This is a genomic window from Halococcus sediminicola, assembly GCF_000755245.1.
In the GTDB taxonomy this organism is placed as follows: Archaea; Halobacteriota; Halobacteria; order Halobacteriales; family Halococcaceae; genus Halococcus; species Halococcus sediminicola.
The window spans coordinates 199,862-214,231 of sequence record NZ_BBMP01000022.1 but is presented as its reverse complement, the minus strand read 5'-3'; the positions used below and the strand labels follow the sequence as shown (position 1 = coordinate 214,231).

Below are 14,370 nucleotides of genomic sequence, written 5' to 3'. Positions count from 1 at the left end.
CGACGCCGAGTAATTTCTCGCGGTAATTAAACGCCGCGGTATAATTATCTCAGGGTATCGACGTGGAGCGGCAAACGTTGGGCCAACCGACACTCGTGGATTTAAGACGCCACCCGACGATTTCGGGGTATGAGCGGCTTCGAGGACATGGACGTCGACACGATATGGATGGATGGCGAGTTCGTCGACTGGGAGGATGCCCAGGTGCACGTGCTCACTCACGGACTGCACTACGGCTCGGGCATCTTCGAGGGCGTCCGGTGTTACGACACCGAGGAAGGTCCGGCCATCTTCCGCTGGGACGAACACCTCGACAGGTTCTACAACTCCGCGAAGCCCTACGACATGGAGATCGACCACTCGCGCGAGGAACTCACCGAGGCCACCCTCGAACTCATCGACCGGCAGGACCTCCAGTCGTGTTACATCCGTCCCATCGCCTACTACGGCTACAACAGCCTGGGCGTGAGCCCCGGGGACTGTCCCACCAACACCGCCATCGCCTGCTGGCCGTGGGGCACCTACCTCGGCGAGGAAGCGCTCGAAGAGGGTGTCGACGTGATGGTCTCGTCGTGGCGCAAACACGCCTCCAGCCAGATTCCGACGAACGCGAAGACGACAGGATTGTACGTCAATTCGATGCTCGCCGGCGAGGAAGCCCGGAGGAATGGCTACGTCGAGGCCATCGTCCTGAACAAGGAGGGCAACGTCGCCGAAGGTCCCGGCGAGAACATCTTCCTCGTCAACGACGGCGAGATCTACACGCCCGGTCTCGCCGAGAGCATTCTCGACGGTATCACCCGCCGGACGGCCATCACGCTCGCCGAGGACCTCGGCTACACGGTCCACGACGAAGCGGCCATCAGCCGCGGCGAACTCTACACTGCCGACGAACTCTTTTTCACCGGGAGCGCCGCCGAGATCACGCCCATCCGCTCTGTCGACGACGTCACCGTCGGCGCGGGCGAGCGGGGTCCCGTCACTGAAGCCATCCAATCGACGTTCTTCGAAGTCGTCGAGCGCTGGACCGACGACTACGACGAGTGGTTCCTCTATCCGTAAGCATCCACTTTTTTACAGAGGGTACTCCCTCGCGCCTGCGGTGCTCGGTCAACCCCTCGTAAAAACGCTTATCAAAAACTCCTGCTCGCTCCCTGCGGTCGCTCGCGGCGAACCGCGCTCGTTCCACTCGCGCGGGCACTCCTCGCACAGCACCACAGAAGCCCTCGCTCCCTCACATCCGTTCGGTCGCTCGCCCTTCATCCGCCGAGACCCCGCGCCGCACCGCAACCGGCCGCCGCCCGGCCCTTCAGCGGCCGTAGCCGGGCAACTCGTCGAGCAGGTCGTCGATCTCGTCGAGTTCGGCTTCGAGTTCTTCGACACCTGGTTTGTCCGTGCGCTCGGGGTTTGCGAGCACGGCCACTCGCTCGCTCCCAACTGGGATGAATCCACAGCCGAGTTTCGCAGCCGTCGCGCGCAGGCCGAGTCCGACGTCCGCGTCGCCCGCGAGCACCCGGCGCGCGGGGCTTTCGTGGGCTTCGAGGGTAAACTCGAACCCGTCGATGGACTCGACGAGTTCGTGGCGCTCCACGCCGCGCTCGTCGGCGAGGTCGGCGAGCGCGTTCGCAAGACTCGTCCGGAGACCCGATTCGGTCGGTCGATTGACGAAGCGCACCTCCCTATCGACGAGGTCCGCAAGCCCTTCGACACCGTCGGGATTCCCGTCGGGTACCACCAATCCCCACTCGCGCGTCCAGCCGCCGAGGTCGATACCGACCTCCGCCTCGGTCACCGAACTCACGGCGACATCGGCCACACCGTCGCGCAGCCATCGCTGACCGCCGCGACTGCCCTGTCCGAGATATCGCGGACGGTCGAGACGGTCGAGCAGCCGCGAAACGAGCGGGTCGTCCTCGCCGACGCCGAACAGCGTCGGCGGGCGAACCTCCGGCGAGAACAGTTCTACTGTGACCCGCTCACCCTCGTCGAGGTAGTTGACGTCCGCCGGCATCTCGACGATACCGTCGGCCTCGACGAGGCTCGTCGTCGCGCCGCTGCCCTTGTCGACGGGATAGGCAAGCATCTCCCCGCTACCGTCAGCCACCAACCCGACCGGCACGAGCCGACGACGACCGCCCTCGTAGCGTTCACGGTTCGCCATCCACGCCTCGACGGTCGCCGTTGCGGGTTCCGACTGGCCAGCGGCACGACGGATGGCCGGTGCGACGAACGTGCGGAAGATCGACAGCGCCGAGACCGGGTATCCGGGAAGGCCGACGTACGCCGCCCCCGCCAGCCGGCCGACGAGCATCGGCTTGCCGGGTTTGATCGCCACCCCATGCAGCAGCAGCTCGCCCTGCTCGTCGATGACGTGATAGACGACATCGACGGCGCTCGCGGAGGTCGACCCCGACGAGAGCACGAGGTCGCACTCGTCGGCGGCTTTTCGAAGTACCCGCTCCATCGCGTCCATGTCGTCGCCCGCGTGGGGATAGACGACGGGTTCGCCGCCGGCCTCCTTGACGCCCGCAGCCGTCGTGTAGCTGTTCACGTCGTAGATCTGCCCGCGCCCGCTGTCGACCGCTTCGCCGGGGCGGACGAGTTCGTCACCCGTCGAGACGATGCCGACCCGCGGCTTCGCGCGCACGGGGACTTCGTCGACGCCGAGCGCCGACAACAGGCCGATCTCGCGGGCGGTGAGACGGGTCCCGGGACCGAGCGCGCGCTCGCCGGCCGCGATGTCCGCGCCCGCGGCCATCACGTTCTCGCCCGGCGTCACCGACGTGCGGACGAGCAACCCGTCCTCGACTTCTTCGGTTCGCTCGACCGGCACCATTGCATCGGCGTCGTCGGGCATCACGGCTCCAGTAGCGATTTCGACCGCCTCCTCGTTTCCGATTTCGACCGCCGGGCGCTCGCCCGCCTCGACGGTTCCGACGATCGAAAACTCGGCGGGGTCGCCCTCGCTCGCGCCGAAGGTGTCCCGCGCGCGGAGCGCGTAGCCATCGAGCGCCGAGCGGTCGAACCCCGGCACGTCGAGGCCGGCATCGACCCGTTCGGCGAGTACGCGCCCGCTCGCCTCGGCGAGTGAAACGATCTCGCTCCCGCCGCCGACGTCAAGGTCGGCGATGGTCGCGTGGGCCTCTTCGGGGGCTGCGAGGTCACGGAACTCCTTGCGGCTCATGGCAGGCGCTCCCAGTGTTCGACGGCGACGGTCTCGCCGGCGGGTAACCCCTCGCTCGATTCGGGGACGACGACCCACCCATCGGAAAGCGCGACGCTCGATAGCACGCCCGCCCCGCCCGTCCGCACCGGCACGGCCATCCGACCCGCCTCGCCCTTGCGCAGTTCGACGCGCGCGAACGTCCGCGTACCGGGTTCGCTTGGGATCTTCCCGTCGAGGCGCGCCTCGGTCGTCGGCTGTGGATGGCGGGGCAGGTGCCCCATCCGCTTCAGCGCCGGTCGGAGCAACTGCACGGCGGTGACGATGGCCGCGACCGGGTAGCCTGGCAGCGCGAGCACTGGCGTGTCCTGGACCACTCCGATCCCGACCGGATGACCGGGTTCGAGCGCGACGCCGTGGACCAGCATCTCGCCGAGTTCGTCGAGTATTCCGGGGACGAGATCGCGCTCGCCGACCGACGACCCACCCGTGGTCACCACGATATCCTCTGTGAGGTCGCGCTCGATGGCCGCCCGCAGCGCCGCCCGCTCGTCGGTGACGACCGCCCGGTAGGTCGCCGCGCCGCCCCAGCGCTCGACGTACCGCGAGACCGTGAGACCGTTGGTCTCGATCGTCTCGCCGGCTTCCGGTTCGTGCTGGACGAGTTCCTCACCGGTCGGGATCACGCCGACGGTCGGCCGTTCGTAGACTTCGAGTTCACCTATCCCGGCGGATTTGAGCAGGCCTAGATCGGACGGTCGCAGCCGGTGGCCGGGTTCGTAGAGGCGCGTTCCCACTGTGACGTCCTCGCCGACGGGCGCGACGTTCGCCCCCTCGGCCACCGGTTCGCGGACTTCGATCTCCTCGCCTCTCGTCTCCGTGTGTTCGACCATCACCACCGCATCGGCTCCCGTGGGGAGTTCGCTGCCGGTGTGGACCCATGTTCCACTGTTCGGCCCGACCGTTTCGGCACGAGCGAGACGGACCGGCGAGCGCTCGCTCGCCCCGAAGGTGTCGCGTGCGCGCACCGCGAAGCCGTCCATCGCCGCGCGCTCGTAGTGGGGCACGTCGCGTTGGGCGTCGATCGGTGTCGCGAGGGCGCGCCCGTCGGCCGCCTCCAGCCGGTGGGTCGCCGTGCGCTCGACCGGCGTGAGATACTCGGAGAGCCGCTCGCGCACGTCGGCGAGGCGCGTCAGTCGCTTGAACCCGGCGGTGGCGTCGCTCATGACTATCCATTGGACGGCGGGTGCAAAAACGTCCCGCGGTCAGTTCAGGCCGGCGACGAGGATGGTCTCCCGGCGGACGACGAACTCCGGGACGAGCGAGCGCCCGGCGTCGACGGTGAGGCTCGCGGCCCCGCCGTTGTCCGCGTGCAGCTCGACCCGTAGCGTCTCCCCGTTCGTTCCCGTCGATTCGATGGCGTACTGGCTGTCGCCGGCGACGGTGTGGCTGGCTCTGTCGACCACACCGTCGCTGGCGGTGATACGCACGTCGAGCGCGTGGGCAGCGTCGTCCTCGTTGCGGAGCACCACTGCGGGGAAGTCACGTCCGTTCGTCTCGACACCGTCGCGGGAGGCCTGCGTCATTACTGTTCACCAGCACCGTGTCAGACAAGAAGGGTGCCGATGGTTGCGGACGGTTTCTCACTGTTTCGGACCGTTTCGGACCGTTCACCGGCGTAATCGAGGACCTCGACGGCCGCTACCGCGGGGTTTTTCGCCGTGGCGCTGCTTCGAACGACCATGTCCGCGCTGTCGAACGCGCTGGGTGACCTCCCGGACCCGGTGTTCGCCGACCTGTACGAATCCGAGACGGCGTATCTCCTCGTCATCGACCTCCCCGGCGTGAGCAGCGAGACGCTCGACGTCCGCACCGAGGATACACACCTCCACGTCGAAGCGCGTCGGGAGAAAAACCTCCCGATGGAATTTCGCTACCAGCGCGAGGACCGTCCGCTCTTTCTCGACACCGACCTCCCGCTGCCGCCGGACGTCGACGCGAGCGCGGCCGACGGCTCGCTCGACCGCGGTACGCTCACGCTGCGCCTGCCCAAACGCGGGGGCACCGACGAGACGGCGATTCCGATAACGGCCGGCGAGGAGTCGGGGTCGGCCGCCGGGACGTGACGGGGAGCGCGCTGTGAACCTTCGCGCGTACGGGCGTTTTTTCGTCGTTATCGGGCAGTTCCTCCCGCTCATCGTCGCCTATCTGCGCGACCGCCGCCGTTTTCTCCTCTTCGGTGGCTCGCGGCAGGTCACGGGCGCGATGCGCCGCGAGCGCGCGCGAACGCTGCTCGACACCCTTCTCACACTCGGCCCGACGTTCATCAAACTCGGCCAGATCCTCTCGACGCGCCCGGACGTCCTCCCGCCCGAGTACGTCGCGGAGTTCTCGAAACTCCAGGACGAGGTGCCGCCGGCCGACTGGAGCGAAGCCGAGCCAGTCATCGAGGACGAACTCGGCGCGCCCGAGGACGCCTTCGATAGTTTCGACACCGACGCCATCTCCGGAGCGAGCCTCGGACAGGTCTATCGGGCCGAACTCGACGGCGAAGACGTCGCGGTGAAGGTTCGGCGACCGGGTATCGAGGAACTCGTCGAGGCCGACCTCAAGGTCATCAAGTGGAGTCTGCCCGTCATCATCCGCTTCATCGGCGAGGCACGTTCGTTCTCGCTCGAAACGCTCGCCGACGAGTTCGACACTACCATCCATCAGGAGATCAACTACGCGCGTGAGGCGCGGATGCTCGACGAGATCAAGGGGAACTTCGAGGCCGACCCGACGATTCGCATCCCGAGCGTCGTCGAGAGTCACTCCACACCCCGAGTTCTCACGATGGAGTACGTGGGCGGGACGAAGATCACCGCCATCGACGAACTCGACGCGATGGGCATCGATCGCACGGGACTCGCGGAGCGACTCGAACGCATCTACCTCCAGATGATAATCCAAGATGGGGTCTTCCACGCCGACCCCCATCCGGGCAACCTCTCGGTCAAGCCCGACGGGACATTGGTGTTCTACGACTTCGGGATGAGCGGCCGCGTCGAGGGCTACGTTCAGGACAAGATCGTCGAGTTCTACATCGGCATCGCCAATCAGGACATCGACGCCATCCTCGACGCGCTCGTCGAGATGGGCACCCTGAGTCCCGAGGCCGACCGCGAGACGATGGGCAACGTGATGGAACTCGCCATTCAAGACGTCCGGGGCGAGGAGGTCGACCAGTATCGCATTCAAGAAGTCGTCGGGCAAGTCGAGGACACGATCTACGAATTTCCGCTCCGCCTGCCCGCCAACCTCGCGCTGGTGCTCCGCGTGGCCACGGTCGTCGAAGGGGTCTGTGTCACGCTCGACCCGAACTTCGACTTCATCTCAGTCGCCACCGATTATCTGGTCGAGGAGGGCTATCGCGAGGAGGGCATCAAGCAGTTCCTCGAGAGCCGTGGCGAGGAGGTCCAGGACCTCGCACAGGCCGCGGTGCGGACCCCGCCCAAACTGGAGCGCACGCTCGATTCGCTGAATCAGGGAAATCTCTCCGTTCACGCCGACCTCGACGACACCGACGGCCTGTTCGAGTCGCTCGCCAACCGCCTCATCTTCGGCGCGCTGCTCACCGCGGGCGTCATCTCGACGGCGATGCTCTACTCGTTTGCGACCACGGGCGCGACCGTCGTCGCCGCCGCCTTCTCGGTCGGCGTCGCGCTCTTCTTGATCCGTTCGTTCCGGAGCGGGCGCTCGGGGACGCGTGCTACCCCCGAGTTCACTCGACAGGGACTCAGCCAGCAGCGCCCGACCGAGGCCGAGGGCACCGGCGGCATCGAGGCGATGGCCGACACGAGCGAGGAGTCGGAGCCGGTGGGCGCGCCGACGGGCGACCCCGAGGGTGAGATCGAAACGGACTGAGGATGCGTCAGCCGCGATTTGAACGCGGGTCATCAGCATGGGAAGCTGAGGTGATACCAGGCTACACCACTGACGCTCGTCGCACGATTGTGCCACCGCCGTGATAACGATGACGGTCACGGAACACCGCCGACCGACGGCCAACATCGCTCGAAAAACTAGATGGCCGTTCACACGGGTTTGAACGCGCTCTTCGAGGCACTACGCGGAAAGCGGAACGTTTTTGTCCCGAGGGGACTCGAAGTCGATAGACTGGCAGCGGACCAGTCTGGAAAACCCCGAAGACAGGGTGATGCCACGCAACGGGGTTCTCACCGTTTTGCGAACCTGCCTTCGAGCGGGAGCACCGTCGTCCCACTTCCCAGTAGCCGGTTGCTCGTAATGAGTTTTGTGGTGGTTCATCATGGTGCGGACGACCTCGCGCCGGCAGCAGCGTTTTCCCGCGCTCGCCGTTTCCTTCCGTATGAACCTCGACGTTCTCGGCGACCGCTCGCGCCTCGGCTGGTGGCTGGTCGGACTCGTGGTCGCGGCGACGGTGCTGTTCGTCGGCTACTCCTTCGTCGGAACCTTCGTGCTCGGATTGTTCGTCTACTACGCCGTTCGACCCGTCAATCGCCGGCTCGAAGGGCACGTATCGAGCGGTCCGGCGGCCGCGTTGACGATGGTCGTGGTCGCGCTGCCGGCACTGCTTCTCGGTGCGTATCTCGTCGTCATCGGTCTCGGCCAGCTCAGTTCGCTCCAGGGACCGTTTGCCGACCAGTACACCCAGTTCCTCCAGCCGTATTTCGATGTCTCCAAGCTCCGGGGCGGCCCGCTCGATGCACTCAGCAGTCTCAGACAGCAGTTGAGCGGCTCCGGCGTTTTCCAACAGGCGGTCAGCCAGGGTCTCGGCGTGCTCTCGACGCTCACCGGCGGTCTGTTGCACGTCTTTCTGTCGCTGACATTCGCCTTCTATCTCCTGCGCGACGACCACGACCTCGCGGCGTGGTTTCGCGCCGAAGTGGGCGAAGAGGGAACGACTCCTCACGCCTTCCTTTCGGCCATCGACCGCGACCTCCACTCGGTGTACTTCGGCAACGTGCTCACCGTGTTGCTCGTGGCGCTGGTCGCCGTCGCCGTCTACAACGGGCTGAACGTTCTCGCCCCGCCACGGCTCTCGATTCCGCTGCCGACCACGCTCGCGCTGGCGACGGGGCTTGCGAGTTTCGTGCCGATAGTCGTCGGCAAACTCGTCTATGTTCCGCTCGGACTGTATCTCGCCGGGCAGGCGCTCCGCACCGACCCCACCCTCCTGTGGTTTCCGGCGCTCTTCTTCGTCGTCGCGTTCGTCCTCCTCGACATGCTGCCCGTCATGTTTCTCCGGCCGTATCTCTCGGGCCAGACCCTTCATACTGGACTCGTAATGTTTGCCTATATCCTCGGAACTGTGCTCTTCGGCTGGTACGGCCTCTTTTTCGGCCCGCTGGTCGTCGTTTTCGTCGTTCAGTTCGTCAACATCGTGCTGCCGGGACTGCTCCACGGGGGCACGATCGGCCCGAAAGCGAGTCCGGCCACCGACGTCGGCTCCGAACCCGCTGCCGGCACGGCCGAGACCGACGGGGCGAGCGGGGCGGAGTGACGCGACCGCACGCCACGCGGTCGGTTCGCTGTTGTCCAATGTTTCGAACGGCTCGGCGACGACCTTCGTTCACCCGGAATAGTCATGCAATTTCTTTATCACCGGTCCGTTCGTCTCTTTGTCCGTCGCCATGTCTGAAGACCCCTCGCCTAGGGAGCCGACGCCGCTCGCATCGAGCGACCCGTCGGTCCCGAGCACGGACGACGCTCGCAAGCGCCACCTCCTCGGCTGTCTCGGGCGATTCGCCTATCCCGTCGAACTCGACACGCTCGCGGCCCACGTGGTGGCGGGCGAACAGACCGTCCCTCTCGAATCGGTCAGCGACGACGAGCGGGCGCGCGTCGCCATCAGACTCCATCACGTCCACATCCCGGCTCTCGTCGAACGGGGCGCGATCGAGTACGACCCCGAGAGCCGGATGGCCGTCGCCGCGACGCCCGACTCCATCACCGCGTCCGACTCGTCGTGGCCGGAGAAATAATCAGTTCGGCGGCGTCAGGTCGCGGCCGAACTCGTCGAAGACCTTCATCCCGGTGGGCAGATCGGTCTCGATGCGGCGCTGTTCGCGACGGTCGGCGTTCGCGTCCTCGACTGGCTCGGCGACCGACTCCCAGCCGGGTTTCACCCTCACCGATTTCGCCGGCGTGCCGACCGCGACGTGGTGGGCCGGAACGTCGCGCTGGAGGACGGCCTTCGCGCCGACCATCGCGTTCTCGCCGACCCGGACGCCCGCCCGGACCATCGAGTCGTAGCCGAGGCGTGCGTCGTCGTCGATAAGGGTCCGAAAGTTCTCGATTGCGGTCTGGTCGACGAGGTCGTGGTCGTGGCTGTAGATATGTGAGTCATCGGCAATACTCACCCGATCGCCGATGGCGAGTTCCCCGCGGTCGTCGAGATGCACGTCGTCGTGGACCACGGTATTGTCACCCATCGTGATGTTGTGGCCGTAGGTCATCGAGATGCCCTTGAACAGTCTGAGGTTCTCACCGGCCTCCGCGAAGAGATGGTCGGCGAGCATCTCCCTGAACCGTAGTGCGAAGTCGACGTTGTCAGCCATCGGCGTGGCGTCGAACTGCCGCCAGAGCCACTGGAGATGTTTCGATTCCTCGAACTTTTTCTCATCCTTCTCGGCGTAGTATTCGCTTTCGAGCGTCGCGTTGCAGGGGTCGTACCCCTGCAATCGCACCCGCTCGGCCGGCGAGACGTCCGCCCCGTCGAGGAACCGTCGATAGGCGTCGCCGTCGCCGTAGAGACCGGCGAGCGTTTCGGCGACCACATCACAGGTGTCTTCGGGACCCGAGAGGCGCTCGTCGACGTCGGTGAGGAACTCCTGCAACCCGCTTTTGGCGGCCGGCGGCAGCGTCACGTGGCGTTTCGTCATCGCCGAGAATTGCGGCTCTGTGCCAATATGGCTTCCGTCACTGCGCCGATACGCTCTCCCAGTCGGCGCGCAGTGGCGGTGGTGCGAGCGTTTATATCGGATGATCCGGCCATCCCTCACATGAAAAAACACGCCTTCAGCGACCTCAGAACCGCCGCCTACTGCCCACGGAAGTGCTACTATCGCTGGCAGGACGACGCCGACCGCGACCCGCCGCCGGAAGTCGAGGAGCGGCGCGAACTCGCCTTCCGCTACGGAGAAATCCTCGACGGCGTCGACCTCGTGGACGCGCCGATCGAGGTCACGCCGACCCAGCTCCGGACCAACCTCTCGTGTGCGAAGGCCCGCCTCGATGCCTTCGAGGCGCTCTGTGATCCCGCCGACCGCGACGTGCTCCTCACGGGCAAGGACTGTCGGGGTATCGCCCACAAGATAGTCGAGACCGATGTGCCCGTTCCATCATTGATTTCGGCCGGTAGCCCGCCCGAAAACGGCGTCTGGCACCCTCAAACCGTGCACGCCGTCGCGGCCGCGAAGGCGCTCGCCTACGAACGCGAGACGCCCGTCGAGCGCGCGTTCGTCGAGTACCCGACGTATGGCGTCGTTCGAGAGGTACCGCTGACGACGCGACGGAAGGCAGCCTACCGCACGGCGGTCCGCACCCTCGAATCGATCGACGGCCCGCCGCCGCGCCTCGACGACCGCTCGAAGTGTGAATCCTGCGAGTACCGCGAGGAGTGTGGCGTGAAGACCCGTTCGCTGCGCTCGTTGCTTGGCTTGGGCTAGTCGAGCCACGCCGCAACGTCCGCGGCCCGTGCTCCGCGCCGGTGGATGCTCCCCGACGAAACGTCGACGACGCTGCTCTCGGTGCCCGGACACTCGCCGTCGTCGAGGACGGCCCCGCAGGCCGCACGGATTCCCTCGTCTATCTCCGCGACGCGCCGCGCGCTCGGCTGCCCGCTCACGTTCGCGCTCGTCGAGGTCAGCGGCCCGGTCCCTTCGAGCAGTTTTCGGGCCACTGGCTGGTCGGGCACGCGCACCCCCACACGGGAACGCCCGGCGGTCAGGTTCTCGGGGACCTCCTCTCCCGCCTCGACGAGCACGGTGACGGGACCGGGGAGGAACTCGTCCATGAACCGCTGCTCGCGCTCGGTCGGGTCCGTGTGCTCGAACGCCGCCTCCACTGTGGGGACGGCCAGCGAGATCGGCTTCTCGTGTGAGCGACCTTTCGCCTCGAAGACCCGGCCGACGGCGTCGGCGTCGAGCGCGTCGGCACCGAGACCGTAGACCGTCTCGGTCGGATAGACGACGAGCCCACCCTCCGCAACGGCCGCGGCGGCGCGCGAGACGTCCATCACAGCTCGTCGATGGCTGCCTCGATGGCGTCGTAGTCGGGGAAGGCGGGCCACTCCTCAGCGACCCAGGTGTACTGAATCGTCCCCTCCCTGTCGACGACGAACGCCGCGGGCCGCGGTTCCGAAACACCGGCCATCCCATCGAGGTCGTTGACGATGTCGTATTTCTCGGCGACGCCGTTCTGTGGGTCCGAGAACAGCCGTGCGTCGATACCCCGCTCCGCGATGAGTTGCTTGTGTGCGTACGGCGTCGAAATGGAGAGACCGACGACCGCTATGTCGTCCGTCCAGCCGCGCTCTCGAACCTCGTTCCAGAGATAGGTCGCCGGGAACGCCCCGTCCATCGGATGAAAGAGCAGGACGAGCGGGCCGTCGTCGAGGAGTTCCGAGAGCGAGACGTCCGCCCAGAGTTCGTCGTCGACGAGCGGGCGGGTGAAGTCGGGTGCCTGCTCGCCCGCCTCGGGGTGGTCGGTGGCGTCGAGTTCCACCACGTCGAAGTCGACCATCAGGCGTGCTCCCCGTAGGTGCCGTCGAGGTATTCGACGATGTTGGCGCTCTCGGCCATCGTCACGCCGGTGTTCGGGTCGGTGATGGCCGGAACGGTGCGCTTGCCACAGACCCGCTTGACGGCGTCGCGTTTCGAGTGCAGCGCCTCGACGAAGCGCGACTCGTAGTCGACGTCCAGTTCGTCGAGTCGGCGCACGACCCGTTCGCAGAACGGGCAGGCCTGAAGCCGGTAGAGGGTGAGCGGCTCGGTCGATTCGGCGACGTCGGTGCGGGTGGCGCTCATGGCATGGGTTGGGTCGAGAGCCGCCTAAGCCCTTCGCCTCGACCGACCCCCGCCATGCGAACGTTTAATCCGGCCGGCAAGCAACGGTTGCTACGTTGATGCAACCTCTCGCGTTCGTGATGGATGCGCCCGCCACCCCGCTCGCCGTCGATGTCCTCGGGGTCTCGATTTCCAATGGGACGTTCACCGCCATCGGTGTCGTCGTCGTGCTGGTGCTCATCGGTCTCTCGGCGTTCTTCTCTTCTTCGGAGATCGCCATGTTCTCGCTGGCCTCCCACCGCGTGGAGGCGCTCGTCGAGGAAGGAACGCCGGGTGCGGCGACGATGGCCGACCTCAAATCCAACCCGCACCGCCTGCTGGTGACGATTCTCGTGGGGAACAACATCGTCAACATCGCCATGACTTCCATCACGACGGGGTTGCTCGCGCTCTATTACTCGCAGGGAGCGGCCGTCGCCATCTCCACGTTCGGCATCACGGCGCTCGTGCTGCTGTTCGGCGAGAGCGCGCCCAAATCCTACGCCGTCGAGAACACCGAGTCATGGGCGCTCACCATCGCCCGCCCGCTGAAACTCGCCGAATACGGCCTGCTTCCGTTGATCGTCGTCTTCGACTACCTCACCCGCCAGATCAATCGCATCACTGGGGGCGGGTCGGCCATCGAAACCTCCTACGTCACCCGCGACGAAATCCAGGACATCATCGAGACGGGCGAGCGCGAGGGCGTCATCGCCGAGGACGAACGCGAGATGCTCCAGCGGATCTTCAGGTTCAACAACACCATCGCCAAGGAGGTGATGACGCCGCGACTGGACGTGACCGCCGTCACCGCCGAGGCGTCGATCGAGGAGGCCATCGAGACCTGTGTCCAGAGCGGCCACGCGCGCATCCCGGTCTGTGAGGGCAGCCTCGACAACGTCATCGGCACAGTCCACATCCGCGACCTCGTCCGCGACCTGAACTACGGCGAGTCGGGCGATCTCGACCTCGCGGACCTCATCCGACCCACACTGCACGTCCCGGAATCGAAGAACGTCGACGAACTGCTCACGGAGATGCGCCGCGATCGCATGCGCATCGCCATCGTCGTCGACGAGTTCGGCACCACCGAGGGACTGGTCTCGGTCGAGGACATGATCGAGGAGATCGTCGGCGAGATCCTCGAAGGTGGCGAGCGCGAACCCGTCGAGCACATCGACGACGAGACGGTGCTCGTGGCGGGCGAAGTCAACATCGACGAGGTCAACGAAGCCCTCGACATCGAGTTGCCCGAGGGCGAGGAGTTCGAGACCATCGCGGGCTTCATCTTCAATCGTGCGGGCCGGCTGGTCGAGGAGGGCGAGAGCATCGACTACGATGGCGTCGAGATCACGGTCGAGTCGGTCGAGAACACGCGCATCACGACCGCGCGCGTCCATCGACTGCCCGAGACCGAACGCGAGACGGTCGAGGTCGACGACGAGCCTAGTTCGTCGTGAAGTCGGTATCCGGCTCCGGCTCGTCGACCTCGCCGCCCTCGACCGCTTCGAGCGCCTCGGTGCGCTTTTCGGTCGTGACGTGCCAGCGGTCGACGCGGTCCTCGTACTCGCCGAGACGCTCTGATACTTCGTCTTTGAGGTCGTCGTCGTTGACGTTGACCTCGAAGATGTACCCCGCATACTCGCCCTCGCGGGCGCTGTCGGTTCGCTGGAGGTTCGCGCTCACGAGTTCGTTGTCGAAGTAGTAGGGCGCGACCTGCGTCATCACGTTCTTGTAGACCGTGTCTTCCACAGTACGAATCGCCTTTCGCCCCGCCGAATCGGCCGCGCGCGCGACGTATTCGAGCGACTCGCCCCACGAGTCGACCGCCTCGTCGGGGTCGTCGATGTTCGCGTAGGACTGGGAGAGCTTCTCGCCGGCACTTTTGAGGTCCTCGTCGGGAGCCTTCCCGGCGCGCTCACCCTCGCCCTCCCCGATGCTCGCCTGTTCGGCGGTCTTCTCGTTGACGTCCTCGTCGAGGCGCTCGTGGTTTTTCGGCCGCCACTCGTCCCACTCGTCGAACGCCTCGCCCTCGGCTCCGAACTCGGCGAGTGCGTGCGTGATACGCTCGCCGTGCTCGACGATCTCGTTCCACCCGCCGCGCTCTTTGAATCCTGAAATGCTCTCTTCCATCTACTA

At 66.1% G+C, this 14,370-nt stretch carries 16 protein-coding genes and 1 tRNA gene; 7 read left to right on the top strand and 10 right to left on the bottom strand.

Annotated features, from left to right (window positions below):
* The first annotated feature begins 129 nt into the window (after positions 1-129).
* Positions 130-1,062 carry a branched-chain amino acid transaminase gene (locus ACP97_RS10225; RefSeq protein WP_049997722.1) on the top strand — a complete coding sequence of 311 codons (933 nt, stop codon included), beginning with the start codon at positions 130-132 and terminating at the stop codon, positions 1,060-1,062.
* A gap of 247 nt (positions 1,063-1,309) precedes the next feature.
* Here the strand turns inward: ACP97_RS10225 and ACP97_RS10220 are convergent, their stop codons facing one another.
* From ACP97_RS10220 to ACP97_RS19915, 4 genes are read right to left on the bottom strand one after another with little or no spacing between them, the layout of a single operon-like run.
* The gene (locus tag ACP97_RS10220; RefSeq protein ID WP_049997721.1) at positions 1,310-3,184 is read right to left on the bottom strand and encodes a molybdopterin biosynthesis protein; all 1,875 of its coding nucleotides are present in this window, start codon (positions 3,182-3,184) and stop codon (positions 1,310-1,312) included.
* Positions 3,181-4,389: a molybdopterin molybdotransferase MoeA gene (locus ACP97_RS10215; protein WP_049997720.1), complete on the bottom strand. Its 1,209-nt coding sequence runs from the start codon at positions 4,387-4,389 to the stop codon at positions 3,181-3,183. The genes ACP97_RS10220 and ACP97_RS10215 overlap by 4 nt, the downstream gene beginning before the upstream one ends.
* Before the next feature lie 39 nt (positions 4,390-4,428).
* Positions 4,429-4,749 (bottom strand): hypothetical protein, encoded by a 321-nt coding sequence (locus tag ACP97_RS10210; protein WP_049997719.1) that lies wholly within the window; start codon positions 4,747-4,749, stop codon positions 4,429-4,431.
* Between the two features lie 20 nt (positions 4,750-4,769).
* On the bottom strand, positions 4,770-4,907 hold the full coding sequence (locus ACP97_RS19915; protein WP_154019994.1) for a hypothetical protein: 138 nt from the start codon (positions 4,905-4,907) through the stop codon (positions 4,770-4,772).
* Between ACP97_RS19915 and ACP97_RS10205 the strand changes: the two genes are divergently transcribed.
* Positions 4,906-5,289: an Hsp20/alpha crystallin family protein gene (locus ACP97_RS10205; protein WP_049997718.1), complete on the top strand. Its 384-nt coding sequence runs from the start codon at positions 4,906-4,908 to the stop codon at positions 5,287-5,289. The two genes, ACP97_RS19915 and ACP97_RS10205, sit on opposite strands and share 2 nt — an antisense overlap.
* Positions 5,290-5,302: 13 nt before the next feature.
* Complete coding sequence (locus ACP97_RS10200) at positions 5,303-7,069, top strand: ABC1 kinase family protein (protein WP_049997717.1); 1,767 nt, start codon at positions 5,303-5,305, stop codon at positions 7,067-7,069.
* A gap of 3 nt (positions 7,070-7,072) precedes the next feature.
* Here the strand turns inward: ACP97_RS10200 and ACP97_RS10195 are convergent.
* Positions 7,073-7,145 (bottom strand) — tRNA-Gly (locus ACP97_RS10195).
* Positions 7,146-7,532: 387 nt separating this feature from the next.
* Here ACP97_RS10195 and ACP97_RS10190 point away from each other — a divergent pair.
* Both ACP97_RS10190 and ACP97_RS10185 read left to right on the top strand, forming a co-directional pair.
* Positions 7,533-8,687, top strand: a complete 1,155-nt coding sequence (locus ACP97_RS10190) for an AI-2E family transporter (RefSeq protein ID WP_049998479.1) — start codon at positions 7,533-7,535, stop codon at positions 8,685-8,687.
* A 130-nt stretch (positions 8,688-8,817) separates the two neighbouring features.
* Positions 8,818-9,168 (top strand): DUF7344 domain-containing protein, encoded by a 351-nt coding sequence (locus ACP97_RS10185; protein WP_049997716.1) that lies wholly within the window; start codon positions 8,818-8,820, stop codon positions 9,166-9,168.
* Here the strand turns inward: ACP97_RS10185 and ACP97_RS10180 are convergent, their stop codons facing one another.
* A complete protein-coding gene (locus ACP97_RS10180) occupies positions 9,169-10,068 on the bottom strand; it encodes an acyltransferase (protein ID WP_049997715.1) in 900 nt (299 codons plus the stop codon). It lies immediately after the preceding gene.
* A gap of 120 nt (positions 10,069-10,188) precedes the next feature.
* On the opposite strand from ACP97_RS10180, the gene ACP97_RS10175 reads away from it, so the two are divergent.
* A complete protein-coding gene (locus ACP97_RS10175) occupies positions 10,189-10,854 on the top strand; it encodes a CRISPR-associated protein Cas4 (RefSeq protein WP_049997714.1) in 666 nt (221 codons plus the stop codon).
* Here ACP97_RS10175 and ACP97_RS10170 read toward each other — a convergent pair.
* The 3 genes from ACP97_RS10170 to ACP97_RS10160 are packed head-to-tail and all read right to left on the bottom strand — an operon-like array spanning position 10,851 to position 12,213.
* Entirely contained in the window at positions 10,851-11,426 is a 576-nt protein-coding gene (locus ACP97_RS10170; RefSeq protein ID WP_079977612.1) for an L-threonylcarbamoyladenylate synthase, read from the bottom strand. The two genes, ACP97_RS10175 and ACP97_RS10170, sit on opposite strands and share 4 nt — an antisense overlap.
* Positions 11,423-11,929 carry a redoxin domain-containing protein gene (locus ACP97_RS10165; RefSeq protein WP_049997712.1) on the bottom strand — a complete coding sequence of 169 codons (507 nt, stop codon included), beginning with the start codon at positions 11,927-11,929 and terminating at the stop codon, positions 11,423-11,425. Before ACP97_RS10165 ends, ACP97_RS10170 begins: the two co-directional genes overlap by 4 nt.
* Positions 11,929-12,213 (bottom strand): glutathione S-transferase N-terminal domain-containing protein, encoded by a 285-nt coding sequence (locus ACP97_RS10160; protein WP_049997711.1) that lies wholly within the window; start codon positions 12,211-12,213, stop codon positions 11,929-11,931. The genes ACP97_RS10165 and ACP97_RS10160 overlap by 1 nt, the downstream gene beginning before the upstream one ends.
* A gap of 98 nt (positions 12,214-12,311) precedes the next feature.
* Between ACP97_RS10160 and ACP97_RS10155 the strand changes: the two genes are divergently transcribed.
* Positions 12,312-13,691: a hemolysin family protein gene (locus tag ACP97_RS10155; protein WP_049997710.1), complete on the top strand. Its 1,380-nt coding sequence runs from the start codon at positions 12,312-12,314 to the stop codon at positions 13,689-13,691.
* Here ACP97_RS10155 and ACP97_RS10150 read toward each other — a convergent pair.
* A complete protein-coding gene (locus ACP97_RS10150) occupies positions 13,678-14,364 on the bottom strand; it encodes a DUF5828 family protein (protein WP_049997709.1) in 687 nt (228 codons plus the stop codon). The two genes, ACP97_RS10155 and ACP97_RS10150, sit on opposite strands and share 14 nt — an antisense overlap.
* Between the last annotated feature and the right edge of the window lie 6 nt (positions 14,365-14,370).